Below are 14,215 nucleotides of genomic sequence, written 5' to 3'. Positions count from 1 at the left end.
AGAGGATCCCGGTTCTCATTCCGGTCGGAACGTGGACGCCGATGTGTCGAGCCACCGGCGCCCCCAGGCCTTGAGCTCGGCGACCGCCGGAGCGAGTCCGCGGCCCATGTCGGTCAGGGCGTAGCGGGTGCACGGCGGGGGCCCGGGATCGTCGCAGCGGGCCAGCACGCCGCGGTCCTCCAGGGCCTTGAGGCGCTGGGAGAGCAGGCGGTCCGACAGCTCGGGCACGGCGCTCGCGATCTCGCCGAAGCGCAGCGGACCGCCCTGCAGCAGCACGTCGACGATGGCCCCGGTCCAGCGGCGACCGAGCAGCTCGACCGCCTCGTGGTAGTGCGGGCAGCAACTCGGTGCGCCGGCGTCCTGGTCGGCGCTCGGGGGCATGGCCCGGATGCTACGCCGCGCGCCGCCGGCCGGCGTCAGGGCCGGCGGGCCGGGCGCGACGGGCGTCCGGGCGCGACGCTGCCGGGCGGGCGGGACGGGCGGGAGGGGCAGCCGCCATGTCAGGCGGCGTGCAGCTGGCGGGCATCCTCGAAGGAGCCGTCGACGGGGATGTCGCCGGCGACGTTGACCATCGCGGTGAAGCTCTCCAGCGAGGCGTAGGCGATGGCCTCCAGCAGCTGCTCGTCGGTCCACCCGGACTCGCGGGCCTCCTCGTGCAGGTGCAGCGGCGGGCGGTTCTGCTCGGCGACGAGCACCTTGAGGTAGCGCAGCAGCCGGGCCTGGTGCTCGTCGTGGGAGTCCCACTCGCGCGCGAGGGCGATCTCGTCGACACCCAGGCCCGCCTGGCGGGCCGTGCGCTGGTGCAGGGCCAGCCCGGGCTCGGAGTCGAAGTGCTCGGCGACGGCCAGGGCGATGCGCTCGAGCGACGGCACCGGCAGCGCGCCGTGGCGCAGCTCACCGCGGAAGCGGGTGTAGCCGCGCAGCGCGGGGGCCGAGCCCGCCAGGACGCCGAGGAAGTTCGGGAGCTGGCCCGCCGAGGCCATCGCGCCCTTGAGGATCGGTACCGACGCCTCCGGTGCGGAGAGGTCGTCGTGGACCGGGAACCGGCTGAACCGCGTCTTCATGGCAGGCGTCCTGGGGAGAGGGATGAGGAGCGCCGGCGTTCCGTGCCGGCGATGCCACCGGGAGGTTCCTTACCCGAGGTAAGTGTAGGAAGCGTGTCAACGCTCGCCACGCCGGGGGTACGCGGCCGTGGCGCGCGCGGGATCGCGGCGAGGGCGCAGCTGGGCGCGCGGAGGGTGGCCCGGCGGCGCGCGGGGCGGCCGGGCTAGCGGATGCTGTGGGGCGCGGCGAAGGCCGCGGGGGCCCCGACGTGCGCGATGGCGACGTGCGGCGTGGCGGCGCGGTGGGGCACCGCGGCGCGCGACGAGCTGGCCGCCGCCAGCAGGATGAGGATCGCGCCGAGCACGACGGCCCACAGCGCGATGCGGTCGGGACGGTGGCCCACGCGGTCCGACGCCGTGCGCGGGCGGTGGCGCTGGGCCAGAGAGCGCACGGCGCCTTCACCGGGACGGCCCTTGATCTGGACGGTGCGCCGGGCGCCGGCGGGCGGGGGCGGGCTGGCGAACGGGTCGTCGGCCGCGCTGAGGTGGCGGAGCTCGTGGGCGACGCCGGCGTCGGTGCCGTCATCGCGCCGGGTGACGGGCATGTCGGCCTCGGTGACGAGCTCGATCGTCGTCGTGCCCGTCGTCAGGGAGACGGTGCGGCCCGTGGCCCGCGGATCGGCTGCCGGGATGAACACGCCGTGCAGCGGGTGGCTCGCCGATGCGGCGTGGTCGCGGCGCGTCCCGCCGCGGCTGCCCGAGATGCGACGGCGCGGGACGAAGTCGATGTCCTCACCCAGCCAGTCCTCGGCGGGCCGCCGACCGCGGCCGGTGAGGTCCTCGCGCTCCTGTTGCACGTCGGCCCACCAGTTGGGCGCGTCCGTCGATGGCATCGGTGGGTTCCGGTCCTCTTTCAATGGGCTTGCGGGGTTAGCTGACGGGCTCGCGCCGAAAGAGCGGCGCTACGCGGGATGCGATTCGCCCCGGTGCATGGTGGGTCCCCCGCTCCCCGTGCCGGACCTGCCGGCCGGAGATTCAGCGGTAGTGATCGGCGGCATCGTAGCAACGTCGAAAATCCCTGCTAGGTGGCGGAGTTATGGCAACGAGCAACTGACCACATGATCAGCGATGGGTCGGACGGAACCTTGCCGCAACGTGCGGGGTTTTCCCGCCCGGTGCACCCTTGACTTCCTCGCGGACACCACCGCGGGAGGCGCCCGGCCGGACGTCTGGGAGGGCTTGACAGCCTGCCCGCGCGGACGGGCTAGCGGCCGGCGACGGCGGACACGAAGGACGCCACGTCCTTGGCGTCCTGGCCCTGCAGCAGGTTGGCGGGCATCTGGCCGGCGCCGCGGGCGCGGCCGTTGACGATCGCGTCCATGACGAACGCCGACGTCAGGTTGCCGCCGTTGAGCGTGTCGAGGTTCGGCCCGACACGGCCCGTGGCCTTCGCCCCGTCCAGCGTGTGGCAGGTCGAGCAGTTCTTGACGAAGAGCGAGCGGCCCGTGGCCTGGGCCGCGGTCAGGTCGACGCCGCCGGGCCCGTGCTTGGCGTGGTTGTCGCCGTTGTTGACGAGCACCAGGGCGGGGACGCCGACGCCGAGGACCAGGGTGACCACCGCGATCCCGGCAAGCCAGGCCCGGCGGACGGCGCGGGGTTCCGAGCCCGCCGCGGACGGCTTGCGACCGCTGCGCATCGCGGCCAGGACCACGGAGAGCCCGATCGCGACGAAGACGATGACGAAGACGATGGTCCCGATCACGCCGCGAACCCTACCCGTTGCGCGGGGGTGAACGGCAAGTGGGGTCGCGCCGGGTCCGCAACGACCCGCGGACGCACGGGTCGCGGCGTCACCGGCGCCGTCCCGCCGCGAAGCTCTGGACCGCCGGCGCGACCGCGCGGAAGTCCCCGGTCCCGGTCGGCGCCAGCTCCTCCCCGGCGGCCGCCTCGGCCTCCCGGGCCGCGTCCTGGCGGGCGAGCTCGATCGCATCGAGCATCGAGAAGTCCTTGACCCGGATGACGTCGCCGCCCAGCCCCTGCTCGGCGCCCCTCACGATCGCCTGCGGCGCGCCGAGCTCGGCGGCGGACCGTGCCCGCAGGTGGCCCGTGGCCTCCAGCCGCGTCAGCCGGCGGCAGACGACGTTGATGGCCCCGCCGGCCGAGGCGTGGCGCTCGAGCACGCCATCGGCGACGACGAGCGGCTCGGCGCGGACGATCGTGCGGTCGCGCTCGTAGACCTTGGGCGGCACGACGAGGTTCACGGTGCCCGTCTCGTCCTCCATGAGCAGGAAGCACACCCCCTTGGCCGTGCCCGGGCGCTGGCGCGCGACGACCAGCCCGCCGAGGCGCACCCGCGCGCCGTGCGGCAGGCGCGCCAGGTCGGCGTTGGCGACCATCCCCTGCCCGGCCAGCTCCTCGCGCAGCAGCCCCAGCGGGTGCTCGCCCGTCGTCAGGCCCGTGGTCGCGTAGTCGGCGATCATCGCCTCCCAGCCGCTGAGCCCCGGCAGCGCGGGCGCCTCCCCCACCCCGAGCGGCAGCGCGAGCTGGACGCCGAGGTCCCGCCGGGCGGCGGCCGCCCGCCCGGCGGCCGCGGCCGAGGCATGGTCGCCGGCGGGCGCGTCCGCGGCCCCCGCCGCGCGCGGTGCGCGCAGGCGCCGCCCCGGCGAGGCGACGCCGAGGTCCCACAGCGCGCGGCGCCGGTCGCCGCCGGCCAGCGCGTCGCAGGCGCCCGACCACGCCAGCTGCTCGAGCGCGGCCCGACCCGCGCCGGCGCGCGAGGCGAGGTCCTCCAGCGACCGGAACGGGCCGGCAGCCTCGCGGGCGGCCACGAGCGCGGCGACCTCGTCGGCGCGCACACCCAGCACGTAGCCCAGGCCGATGCGCACCGCGGGCGGATCGGACCGCGGCAGGACCGTGCACCCGACCGCGCTGGCGTTGACGTCGGGGGCCAGCACCTCGATGCCGCGGCGCTGGGCCTCGTGGACGAGGGCGTCGGATGGGTAGAAGCCCATGGGCTGCTCGTCGAGCAGCGCGGCCAGGAACTCGGGCCCGTAGTGCACGCGCAGCCAGGTCGACTGGTAGGCCAGCAGGCCGAACGCCGCGCCGTGGGCCTTGGGGAAGCCGAAGCCCGAGAAGCCCTTGACCATCGTCCACACGCGCTCGGCGAGCTCCTCGTCGACGTCGTCCCAACGCGTCCTGGCCCGGTCGACGAAGCGGCCGTGGTAGGCCTCGATCGCGGCCACCGACCGCTTGCGGCTCATCGCGCGCCGCAGGCCCTCGGCCTCCCCCGGCGAGAACCCCGCGAAGGCCATCGCGACCTCGATGACCTGGTCCTGGAAGATGATCGTCCCGAGCGTCTCGCGCAGGACGGGCTCCAGCGATGGGTGGTCGTAGGGCACGGCGAACGACGGGTCCTCGCGCAGCCGCTGGCGCCGCTCGATGTAGGGGTTGACCGCCCCGCCGACGATGGGCCCGGGCCGCACGATCGCGACCTGGATCGTGAGGTCCTGCAGCGTCTCCGGCCGCGTGCGCCGCAGGGAGCCCATCTGCGCCCGGCTCTCGATCTGGAACACGCCGGTCGTGTCGGCCTCCTGGATGCAGCGGAACGTCTCGGGGTCGTCCATGGGGATCCGCGACAGGTCGATCCGCTCGTGGCGCCGGCGGGCGATCATCTCCACGCAGCGCTCGACGGCCGACAGCATCCCGAGGCCGAGCAGGTCGATCTTCAGGAAGCCCGCGTCCGAGCAGGAGTCCTTGTCCCACATGACCATCTGGCGGCCCTCCATGGCGGCGGGCACCACGGGGCAGCAGTCGATGAGCGGGCGGGTCGCGACGATCATGCCGCCGGAGTGCTGGCTGAGGTGGCGCGGGAGGCCGTGGGCCTCGTGGGCGAGCAGGTGCAGCCAGCGCCAGCGGCCCTCCGCCTCCCGGCCCTTGCCCAGCGCGACGGCGATGTCGCGGTCCACCGTCTCGGCCGAGAAGGCCTCCGAGGAGCGCGCGACGCGCTCGATCTCGCCCGGCGGGAGCCCGAGCACCTTGCCCAGCTCGCGGATCGCGCCGCGGGCGCGGTAGGTCGGGAAGGCCGCCACGAGCGCCGAGCGCTCGTGGCCGAAGCGCTCGTGCACCCGGGGGATGAGGACCTCGCGCACGTCGCGCGGGAAGTCGAGGTCGATGTCGGGCAGCGAGGTGATCTCCTCGTTGAGGAACCGCCCGAGCAGCAGGTCGTTGGCGATCGGATCGACGTGCGAGAGGCCCGTGAGGTAGCAGACGATCGAGGAGACCGAGGACCCGCGGCCGCGGCCCGGGGGCAGCAGCATCCGCACGGAGTCCGGGCCGCCCGCCCCGCGGACCTCCACGGCGACCTCGCGTGCGAGCTCGAGCATCTCGTGGTGCAGGAGGAAGAACCCCGACAGCCCCAGGCCGCGGATGAGCGCCAGCTCCTGCTCGAGCCTGGACGTCGCCTCGGCCCGCAGGCGGTGGCCCGACGGGTAGCGCGCGTCGAAGCGCGCCGTGCATACCGCGGCCAGGTCCTGGTCGGCGCCGGCGTCCTCGGCGCCCGGGTAGCGGTAGCCGAGGTCGGCGGTGAGATCGAAGGTCAGCGTCTCGGCCAGGCGAGCGGTCTCGGCGACCGCCTCCGGGTGGTCCTCGAAGCGGGCGGCCATCGCCTGGGGCGAGGCCAGCACGTGCGCGTGGTTGCCGCGCCGCAGCGGCTCGGACGCGTCGAGCGTCGTGTGCCGGCGGATCGCGACGAAGGCGTCCTGCAGGCGCGCGCGCTCGGGCGAGTGCGCGTGCACGTCGCCGGTCGCCACGCAGGGCACGCCCAGGCGGCGAGCCAGCTCGGCCAGGCCCCGGTTCGTCGCGCGGTCGTGGCGGGCCAGCGGGCGCTGGAGCTCGATCCGGAACCGGCCGGGACCGTAGATCCCGAGCAGGGCGCGGGCCGAGGGCTCGTCATGCATCCCGTGGCGGGCGCAGCCCGAGAGGCAGACCAGCCCCTCGCTGAACCGGGAGAGGTCCGCCATGGTCACCACGGGCTCGCGGACGCGGCGCAGGTGCGCGCGCCCGCCGTCGTCGCGGGTGTGCGCGTGGGCGCGGGTGAGCAGCCGGCAGAGGTTGCGCCACCCGGTGGCATCGCGCACGAGCAGCGTCACATGCCGGGCCGGCGGGTCGGGCGCGTCGGGCGAGCCGGCGGGATCGGCCACGTCGACCTCGGCGCCGTGGATCGCCCGGACGCCCATCGACGAGGCCGCCTGGGCGAACTCCATCGACCCCGACACCGTGTTGTGGTCGGTGAGCGCCAGCGCTTGGTGCCCCCGCTCCTGGGCGGCGGCGACCAGCTCGTCGGGCAGCGACGCCCCGTCGAGGAAGGAGAAGGCCGAGTGGCAGTGGAGCTCGACGTAGGACACGAACGCATGTTCGCATATGGCCAGGATAGACCCACCCCCGAACGATCGATCGCGGACAGCTCGCCACCGACCGTGAAATCGCTCTTGACAAAAAGAATTGTCGGTGCAACGGTGCCTCCGTGCACGACGTCGCCGTCATCGAGGACCCCGCCGCCGCCGAGGCGTCGCTGGATCCCATCCGCGCCCGCCTGCTGGCCGAGCTGGCCGAGCCGGGCTCGGCCAGCACGCTCGCGGCGCGCGTCGGGCTCACCCGCCAGAAGGCGAACTACCACCTCCGGGCGCTGGAGCGCCACGGCCTGGTCGAGCTCGTCGAGGAGCGCCGCAAGGGCAACTGCACCGAACGCGTGCTCCAGGCCACCGCGGCGTCCTACGTGATCTCGCCGATCGCCTTGTCGGCGGTCGCGCCCGACCCCTCGCGCGAGCCCGACCAGCGCTCGGCGCGCTGGCTGCTCGCGGTGGCCGGCCGCCTCGTCCGCGAGGTCGGCGAGCTCATCACGGGGGCGACCGCGGCCGGCCGGCCGCTGGCCACGCTCGGCATCGACAGCGAGGTGCGCTTCGCCACGGCCGCCGATCGCGCGGCATTCGCCACCGAGCTCTCGGCGGCCGTCAACGGCCTGGTGGCCAAGTACCACGACGGGTCCGCCCTCGGCGGGCGTGCGCACCGCTTTGTCGTCGCCCTGCATCCCACCATCACGAACCCGAAGGAGCCCCAGCCATGAGCCGTGAGTTCGAGGTCACCCGCGACATCGACCTGCCGGCGTCCCCCGACGACGTCTGGACCGCGATCACCTCCGACTCCGCCGCGTGGATGTTCCCGACGGGGATGGAGATCCCCGCCGGCGCCACGCCGCCCGAGGACGCGCCGGTCGTCACCTGGGACCCGCCGAGCCACCTCGTGATCCGCACGGAGTCCCCCGACGGGACGTTCAACGCGCTGGACTACGCGATCGAGGCACGCGACGGCGGCACCGCCCACCTGCGCTACGTCCACAGCGGGATCCTCGCCGACGGCTGGGAGGACCAGTACGACGCCATCGGCGGGCACACCGACTTCTACCTCCACACGCTCGCGCAGTACCTCCAGCACTTCAACGGCCGCCCGGTGACCTACGTGGGCCGGCCGTCGTCGGGGATCGAGGGACCCGGGTCCGCCGGCACGCCCGAGGCGATGGACGCGCTGCGCGCCGCCCTGGGCCTGGCGCCCGGCGCCGCCGTCGGCGACGCCGTCCGCGCGTCGCTCGGCGACGCGCGCACGCTGGACGGCGTCGTCGACCACGCCACGCCGGAGTTCCTCGGCGTGCGCACCGCCGACGGCCTGTACCGCTTCTTCGGCCGAAACCACTACGGCGGCGTGGTCGGCATGAGCGCCCACCTGTTCGGCGGCGGCGTCGACGCCGCCGAACAGGAGGCGGCGCTGAAGGCCTGGCTCGACGGGGTGTACGCGTAGGCGCACGCTCAGGCGCCCGGCAGGCAGTCGGCGCGCACGAGCCACTGCCCGTCCAGGCCGCGCGAGGTGGCCGCCAGGAGCGCCAGGGAGGCGTCCTGGATCACGTAGGACCCGCCGAGCCGCGCGCCCAGCGCGCCGCTGAGGGTCACCCCGCGCGAGGACTCGCGCGTGGCCAGCACCCGGGCCTCGATCGTGCCCTGCTCGTCGATGCGGCGGCGCAGCGCCTGGGAGGCCGCGGCCGGCGGGCCGAAGCGGTCGTGCATCGCCGCCAGCAGCCCGCGCGCCGCCGCGAGGTCGGCGGGGTCGGTGAGGTCGAGGTGGGCGGTGACCTCGAAGCGCCGCCCGTCGGCGGCCCCGGCCGCCAGCCGCCCCGCGACGGGCTGCACGACGCTCGGCAGGTCCTGCGAGCGCGCGAAGGCCCCCGTCGCCACGACCTGGAGGTCCAGCGGGCGCCCGTGGGCGTCGAGCTCGACCGCGAAGACCTCGCCGCCCCCGGCGCCCGAGACGCCCAGCACCCCGCCGGCCACCGCGGCCTCCCCGCTCCACGGCGATCGCACGTAGACCGTGCGGTGCCCCGTGCGCCGGTCGGTCCGGGTGCCCGCCGTGCGGCCGAACGTCAGCGTCGCGGTGGCCACGTTCTCGCCCGCCACCTGGGCGGTGCCCCCGGCCGTCGACGTCACCTGGCCCCGGCGGTAGGTCACGTCGGGCTCGGGCAGATGCCCGGGATCCTCGCGCAGCGCGGCGACCAGCCGCGCGGCGACGGCCGCCGAGGGCGCGATCCACGTCCGCCCGCCCTCCAGGCCGGCGCTCTGCGCCACGCTCAGCGAGGCGCCGAGCGCGACGTCGACCCCCGCGAGGCGCACGCCGCCCTCCACCCCGGCGCCGGCCTCCAGCCCCAGCGCGGCGTCGGTGGCGTGGGTGATGGCGAACGTGCCGTCGGAGCGCTGCTCGACGACCGCGGTCGTCCCGCCGCCCAGGCGCACGAAGAACACGTGCAGCGTGGCGCCGCGGTGCGTGCGCTGCGCGGTGACCACGCAGGGGTCCTGATCGCGCTCGCAGTCGCCCTGGCCGACGCGGCAGAGCGCCCGCGCCATCTCGCGCGTGACCTGGCGGCCGACCTGTCCGGCCTGCGCCAGCGCCGCGCCCAGCGCCAGCAGCGTGACGACGAGCGACACGATGCCGATCCACTCCACGGCCGCCTGGCCCCGGTGGTTGCGCAGATCGCCGAGCACGGGAGGACCCTGCCGGGACGCCGGTCACGCCACCACGCCCGGTCGTCACGATCCTGTGCAGTGGCCGTCACGGACCTCAGCGCTGGCGGTACCAGCCCCCGACCCGGTCCAGCTCGCGGAAGAGCACGAGGAGCTCCCCGCGCGTGGTGACGACCTCCCAGTAGCGGCGGCGCAGCGGGTCGTCGGTCCACCAGCGGTCCTCCACCAGCCACGACTCCCGCACCGCGTCGATCGCCCGGCCGTCGATCGCCAGCGGGCGGCCGCGCTCGTCGGCGCGGACGGTCGCCGGCAGCGGGAGGTTCAGGCGCCGCGGGCCCGTCACAGCTCGAACGGCGCGAGGACGGTGCGCCGCTCGGGCACCCGCGAGTCCGGCTCGACCTCCAGCACCCGCAGTGCCGCCTCGGGACCCCCGGCGGCCCGCGCCTGGCGGATCGCCTCGCGCAGCCGCGCGGTCCGCTCCGCCGATCCGTCGTCGAACAGCGCCCGGGCCCCGGCGTGCGGCGGCCCGAAGCGCTCGACCGCCAGCCGCAGGGACTCGGCGGGCGCGGGCATCAGGACGAGGCGCTGGCCGAGGGCCAGCCGCATCCGCAGCGGATCGGCCGTCGCCTCGCGGAACACGACGCGCTCACGCCACGTCCCGCCCTCGACCAGCCTCGCGCCGAGCACCACGACCCGCAGCGTCAGGCCGTGCCGCTGCGGCCGGGCCAGGAGCTGGTCGACGAGGAGCACGAGCGCCCGCTCGAGCTGGACGCCGGAGGCGGACTCGGGCAGCTCGAGCACCTCCTCGAGGGTCTCCCCCGGCCGGCGCGGGACCAGCGCGCTGTCGCGTCCCCGGGCGAGGTCCTGGGCCAGCTCGCCCGGTCGGCCGAAGCGGTCGACCACCGAGGCGCGCGGCAGCGCGGCCAGCGCGCCGAGCGTCGCGATCCCCAGCCGCTGGAGCGGGTCGGCGAGGCGCTCGACCTCGGGGCGGTGGCGCAGCAGCGTCACCGGCTCGGCGGCCAGGCCGGGCGCCCCGTCGACGAACTCGGCGCGGCGCGAGCGCGCGCGGGCCGCGCCGGCCAGCGCGCAGAACCGGGAGGGGCCGGCCCCGATGCGCGCGGGCAGGCGCAGCGCGGTGCGCACGGCACCGACGACGCCCTCCAGCCACGGCGGCGGGCCGCCGGCGGCGCGGGCGCGCAGGAGCGCCGCCGGGTCCGAGGTCCCCGCCCGCCGTGCAGCCGGGCCAGCTCGCCGGCGTCGAAGAACGCGAGGCCCGGAGCCGCCGACTCGACCTCCGCGCCGACGGACTCCAGGCGCGCGAGCACCTTCTCCCACGCGTCGGCCACGCCGAGCGGGTCCGGCGGGATCAGCGCCAGCGACGGGCAGCGGGCCAGCGCCTCGCCGAGGCGCATCCCGGCATGCATGCCGAACGCCTCGGCGGCCGGCGAGATCTCCCCCACGCGCTGCTCGCGTCCCGGCTCGGGGCCAGGGCGGCGGGACCGCGCGCGAGGGCCTCGCGGCCGCCGGCGGCGATGACGAGGGCGAAGCGGGGAAGGAGGACGGAGACGACCACGATGCGAACACATGTTCGCACCACGCCGGACGGCAGGCAAGCTACATGCCGGCGGGCAGACCGAACATCGCACCCAGCCGCATGGCCACGCCGAAGTCGCCCTCGAGGTCCAACCGGCCCGTGAGCAGGGCCTTCACGGGATCGAGGTCCCCGCCGGCCAGCCGCGCGAAGTCGGCGCGTGTGAGCTTGATCGTCAGCGCCGGCGACTCCGCGGGCCCGGGCCGCGCGGTGGCCCGCTCACCGTCGACGGTCACCGTCCAGGTCACGAGCGTGTCGCCGGCGCCGCGCAGGTCGTACTGGATGTCGCCGGCGAAGCCCCCGGCCTGCTCGGGCACGAAGCGCCGCGCCATGGCCGCGAAGACCGCGCGCAGCCCGGCACGCGAGCCGATCGTGCGCTCCAGGCGCTCGTCGCCGGCGCCGGCCACGAACGCCCGCAGGCCCTGCTCGGCGCGGTCCTGGGCGGCGGCCCGCAGCGCGACGACGCGCGGGCGCCGGGTCCAGCCGGCCGGCGCGGCGGCGTGGGTCTGTGCGGCGGCCGCGCCGTCGCGGGCCCCGAACACCGCGCCGCGGTCGGCCTTGCGCGGGGACGGTCGGCGCATCAGGGCGCGGGCCACGGCCTCGTCGCGCCGGGCGCGGCGGGCGGCGTCGCGCTCGGGCGCCGCGGCGAAGCCGGGCAGGACCTCGGCGGCGAAGAGCTCGAGCGCCTCGACCACGTGCGCGTGCTCGGTGCGGCCGGCCTGGACGCAGAGGACGAGCTCGTCGACCCCGGCGTCGTCGTAGCGGCGCACGAGGTCGCGGACCTGGTCGGGCGTTCCGATCGCCCCGCGCAGGGACGCCAGCCCGCCGGCCAGGACGCGGACCGACAGCGGCGTGCCGTCGGCGCGGACGGCCTGGCGCGCGAGCCCCACGTCGCCCCGGCGGCGCTCGAACTCGTCCCAGACCGAGGTGCGCCCCGGCCGGTGCTCGCCGAAGGCGACGTAGTGCCCGGCGGCGTAGGCGAGGAAGTGCGCACCGTCCAGCCCGCGCGCGATGGCCTGCGCCTCGTCGTGATGGACGAGCATGGGGACGGCGACCGCGACGGCGGGCGCGACCGCGAAGCCGATGGGCGCGCAGCGCCCGGAGACCAGCGCGGCGTCGTAGGCGGCGACCCACGCGGCCGCCTCCTCGGGCTCGACGAACGTGCCCGCCAGCGCACCGAGGCCCCGCTCGGCCGCCAGGACGACGGCGTCCTGGCCGGCGCACCCCATCCACAACGGCGGGTGGGGCCGCTGCAGCGGCTTGGGGACAACGTTGCGCGCCGGCATCGTCAGGTGGCGGCCGTCCGTGCCGGCGAACGGCGTCTCGACGAGCATCCGCGCCACGACCTCCAGCGCCTCGGCCCACTGCTCGCGGCGGGTGTCGCGATCGATCCCGAACCCGCCGAGCTCGGCGCCTGTGGCGAGCTCGCCCGTCGCCAGGGCCACGCGGCCGCCGGAGATCAGGTCCAGCGTCGCGACGGCCTCGGCCACACGCGCGGGGTGCACCGCGCCCGGCGCCAGCGGCACGGGCCCGAGCCCCAGCCCGATGGACCGCGTGCGCTGCGAGGCGGCGGCGAGGAACACGGCGGGCGCCGACGCGTTCGAGGCCTCCTCGAGGAAGTGGTGCTCGGGCACCCAGATGCGGTCGTAGCCGAGGCGGTCGGCCACCTCGGCCTGCTCGAGGGTCTGGGCGAGCACGCGCTGCTCCGCGCCGTCCTCCCACGGACGGGGCGCCCCGAGGTCGAAGCGGATGGCGAAGCGCACCGCGCCGAGACTAGGGACATAGCGAGGGCCCTCCGTGGAGGGCCCTCGCCGTAGCACGCCTGTAAGCCGGATCTTGTCGTGGACGACCATCCATCTGAGCGGCCGACCTGGACCTCGGCGGGCAGCCTGCGAGCGGTCCTGCTTGGCCTTGCACCTGGTGGGGTTTGCCTGGCCGCCACGTCGCCGTGACGCCGGTGCGCTCTTACCGCACCTTTTCACCCTTGCCTGTGCGGGGTGCACGTGCGCCCCCGCCATCGGCGGTATGTCTCTGTGGCACTTTCCCGCGGGTTTCCCCGGGTCGGCTTGCGCCGACCACCATGCCCTGTGGTGTCCGGACTTTCCTCGACGGGTTGTCTCCCCCGCCGCAGCCGTCCGGCGTGCCCTTCCAGGCTACCGCCCAGGCGCCCCGCCGTACAGCGCCGGAGCCGCCGCCTGCGGCGTGCGGCAGCCGGCGTCGAGACGACGCCGACCGGCACACCGCAGGCCGCGCCCGGCCGGCGAGGGACCGCGGGCTAGGCGATCGTGGTCCCGCAGCCGGTGCAGCGACCGCCGACCGGCGCGGGCCCGGAGCCGTAGCGGGGCGCCATCGACTCCCCGCAGGCCGGGCACGCGGCGGTGCGGTGGGCGGCCAGGTCCTCCCAGACCCCGACCACCAGGTCGTTCAGCGTCGGGCCGCCTTGCGGCCCCGAGGCCGGGACGGCGACGCGCTCGTCGTCATGGACGACCTCCAGCGGCGGGCGCGAGGGGCGCTGCCGCGTCAGCCCGCGCTCGGCTGCCCGTGCCGCGATCCGCGGCCCGTCGTCGTCGGCGGGAGCGAGGATCGACGGGCGGAACAGCTCGAACTGGAGCGCGCTGCTCATCTCAGACGCTCCGGAACAGGCCCACGACCCGGCCCATGATGCGCACGTCGCGCGTTCGGATCGGCTCCATCGAGGCGTTCTCGGGCTGCAGGCGGATGTGGTCGGACTCGCGGAAGTAGCGCTTGACCGTGGCCTCCTCGCCGACGAGCGCGACGACGATGTCGCCGTCGGCCGCGCTCTCCTGCTTGTGCACGACGACGTAGTCGCCTTCGAGGATCCCGGCGTCCTTCATCGACTCGCCGCGGATGCGCAGGACGTACTCGCCCTGGTCGCCGCCGGCGACCGGCGGGACCTCGATGTAGTCCTCGATGTTCTCCTCGGCCAGGATGGGCTGACCCGCGGCGACCGAGCCCACGAGGGGCAGGCCGGCCGGGCGGACGAGCGAGCGGACGTTGTCGACCGCGTCCTCCATCGCGCTGCCCACGGCCGACGAGGCGCGGTCGAGCAGCTCGAGCGCCCGCGGCTTCGTCGGATCGCGCCGCAGCATGCCGAGCTTCTCGAGGTTGGCGAGGTGGGCGTGCACGGTCGAGGACGACGCAAGGCCCACGGCCTTGCCGATGTCACGCACGGTCGGCGGGTACCCGTGCTTGGCCGAGTACCGCTTGATGAAGTCGAAGATCTCCTGCTGGCGCTTGGTCAGATCCATCGGGTCACCTTTCGCCGCTCACGTCTCGATCGAACATGTGTTCGGGAAGGTAGCGGCCGCCTCCGACGGAATCAAGGCGACCGCCGACCACCCCGGTCGCTCGCTATGCTCAGACGCGCTTCGCCCGTGCGCCGGTGGCGGAATTGGTAGACGCGCAAGGTTGAGGGCCTTGTGGGGGGATTCCCCCGTGGAGGTTCGAGTCCTCTTCGGCGCACCTCATGGAGAGCCCCGCACATGCGGGGCTCTCCGCGT

The 14,215-nt window shown here is 75.7% G+C and carries 13 protein-coding genes, 1 tRNA gene, 1 other RNA gene, 1 pseudogene and 1 riboswitch; of the genes and pseudogenes, 3 read left to right on the top strand and 13 right to left on the bottom strand.

Annotated features, from left to right (window positions below):
* Positions 1-15: 15 nt before the first annotated feature.
* From FSW04_RS11000 to FSW04_RS10980, 5 genes are all read right to left on the bottom strand, one after another.
* The gene (locus FSW04_RS11000; protein WP_146919182.1) at positions 16-381 is read right to left on the bottom strand and encodes a winged helix-turn-helix transcriptional regulator; all 366 of its coding nucleotides are present in this window, start codon (positions 379-381) and stop codon (positions 16-18) included.
* 119 nt (positions 382-500) lie between these two features.
* Positions 501-1,064: a carboxymuconolactone decarboxylase family protein gene (locus FSW04_RS10995; RefSeq protein WP_146919180.1), complete on the bottom strand. Its 564-nt coding sequence runs from the start codon at positions 1,062-1,064 to the stop codon at positions 501-503.
* Positions 1,065-1,267: 203 nt separating this feature from the next.
* Positions 1,268-1,936: a hypothetical protein gene (locus FSW04_RS10990; protein WP_146919178.1), complete on the bottom strand. Its 669-nt coding sequence runs from the start codon at positions 1,934-1,936 to the stop codon at positions 1,268-1,270.
* 10 nt (positions 1,937-1,946) lie between these two features.
* A riboswitch (cyclic di-AMP (ydaO/yuaA leader) is annotated at positions 1,947-2,094 on the bottom strand.
* Between the two features lie 213 nt (positions 2,095-2,307).
* The gene (locus FSW04_RS10985) at positions 2,308-2,805 is read right to left on the bottom strand and encodes a c-type cytochrome (protein WP_146919176.1); all 498 of its coding nucleotides are present in this window, start codon (positions 2,803-2,805) and stop codon (positions 2,308-2,310) included.
* Positions 2,806-2,893: 88 nt separating this feature from the next.
* The gene (locus FSW04_RS10980) at positions 2,894-6,445 is read right to left on the bottom strand and encodes a DNA polymerase III subunit alpha (RefSeq protein ID WP_228431142.1); all 3,552 of its coding nucleotides are present in this window, start codon (positions 6,443-6,445) and stop codon (positions 2,894-2,896) included.
* Positions 6,446-6,564: 119 nt separating this feature from the next.
* Here FSW04_RS10980 and FSW04_RS10975 point away from each other — a divergent pair, with 119 nt between their 5' ends.
* Both FSW04_RS10975 and FSW04_RS10970 read left to right on the top strand, forming a co-directional pair.
* Complete coding sequence (locus FSW04_RS10975; RefSeq protein WP_146919172.1) at positions 6,565-7,164, top strand: ArsR/SmtB family transcription factor; 600 nt, start codon at positions 6,565-6,567, stop codon at positions 7,162-7,164.
* Entirely contained in the window at positions 7,161-7,892 is a 732-nt protein-coding gene (locus tag FSW04_RS10970) for an SRPBCC family protein (protein WP_146919170.1), read from the top strand. Before FSW04_RS10975 ends, FSW04_RS10970 begins: the two co-directional genes overlap by 4 nt.
* Positions 7,893-7,900: 8 nt before the next feature.
* On the opposite strand, the gene FSW04_RS25885 is transcribed toward FSW04_RS10970, so the two are convergent.
* The 8 genes and pseudogenes from FSW04_RS25885 to lexA form a co-directional block, all read right to left on the bottom strand.
* Positions 7,901-9,124 carry a hypothetical protein gene (locus FSW04_RS25885; RefSeq protein ID WP_187369416.1) on the bottom strand — a complete coding sequence of 408 codons (1,224 nt, stop codon included), beginning with the start codon at positions 9,122-9,124 and terminating at the stop codon, positions 7,901-7,903.
* A gap of 76 nt (positions 9,125-9,200) precedes the next feature.
* Positions 9,201-9,446 carry a hypothetical protein gene (locus tag FSW04_RS10960; RefSeq protein ID WP_146919168.1) on the bottom strand — a complete coding sequence of 82 codons (246 nt, stop codon included), beginning with the start codon at positions 9,444-9,446 and terminating at the stop codon, positions 9,201-9,203.
* Positions 9,443-10,246 (bottom strand): DNA polymerase Y subunit UmuC family protein, encoded by an 804-nt coding sequence (locus FSW04_RS27065; protein WP_228431141.1) that lies wholly within the window; start codon positions 10,244-10,246, stop codon positions 9,443-9,445. The genes FSW04_RS10960 and FSW04_RS27065 overlap by 4 nt, the downstream gene beginning before the upstream one ends.
* A 143-nt stretch (positions 10,247-10,389) precedes the next feature.
* Positions 10,390-10,515: pseudogene (locus FSW04_RS28455) on the bottom strand (hypothetical protein); the annotation flags it as partial.
* Between the two features lie 202 nt (positions 10,516-10,717).
* Entirely contained in the window at positions 10,718-12,457 is a 1,740-nt protein-coding gene (locus tag FSW04_RS10950; RefSeq protein WP_187369414.1) for an LLM class flavin-dependent oxidoreductase, read from the bottom strand.
* Between the two features lie 46 nt (positions 12,458-12,503).
* An RNA gene (rnpB, locus tag FSW04_RS10945) (RNase P RNA component class A) lies at positions 12,504-12,841 on the bottom strand.
* Between the two features lie 128 nt (positions 12,842-12,969).
* Entirely contained in the window at positions 12,970-13,317 is a 348-nt protein-coding gene (locus tag FSW04_RS10940) for a hypothetical protein (protein ID WP_146919164.1), read from the bottom strand.
* A gap of 1 nt (position 13,318) precedes the next feature.
* On the bottom strand, positions 13,319-13,963 hold the full coding sequence (gene lexA / locus FSW04_RS10935; RefSeq protein ID WP_146919162.1) for a transcriptional repressor LexA: 645 nt from the start codon (positions 13,961-13,963) through the stop codon (positions 13,319-13,321).
* 128 nt (positions 13,964-14,091) lie between these two features.
* Here lexA and FSW04_RS10930 point away from each other — a divergent pair.
* Positions 14,092-14,177 (top strand) — tRNA-Leu (locus FSW04_RS10930).
* The last annotated feature ends 38 nt before the right edge of the window (positions 14,178-14,215 follow it).

The organism is Baekduia soli (assembly GCF_007970665.1).
GTDB classification, from domain to species: Bacteria; Actinomycetota; Thermoleophilia; order Solirubrobacterales; family Solirubrobacteraceae; genus Baekduia; species Baekduia soli.
The sequence above is the reverse complement of the archived record's forward strand: the minus strand, read 5'-3'. Positions and strand labels throughout refer to the sequence as shown.

Excerpts from the sequence above, each read along its gene's own strand:
- FSW04_RS10990 (WP_146919178.1), bottom strand. The coding sequence starts at position 1,936 with ATGCCATCGACGGACGCGCCCAACTGGTGGGCCGACGTGCAACAGGAG.
- FSW04_RS10995 (WP_146919180.1), bottom strand. The coding sequence starts at position 1,064 with ATGAAGACGCGGTTCAGCCGGTTCCCGGTCCACGACGACCTCTCCGCA.
- FSW04_RS10940 (WP_146919164.1), bottom strand. The coding sequence starts at position 13,317 with ATGAGCAGCGCGCTCCAGTTCGAGCTGTTCCGCCCGTCGATCCTCGCT.
- FSW04_RS11000 (WP_146919182.1), bottom strand. The coding sequence starts at position 381 with ATGCCCCCGAGCGCCGACCAGGACGCCGGCGCACCGAGTTGCTGCCCG.
- lexA (WP_146919162.1), bottom strand. The coding sequence starts at position 13,963 with ATGGATCTGACCAAGCGCCAGCAGGAGATCTTCGACTTCATCAAGCGG.
- FSW04_RS10970 (WP_146919170.1), top strand. The coding sequence starts at position 7,161 with ATGAGCCGTGAGTTCGAGGTCACCCGCGACATCGACCTGCCGGCGTCC.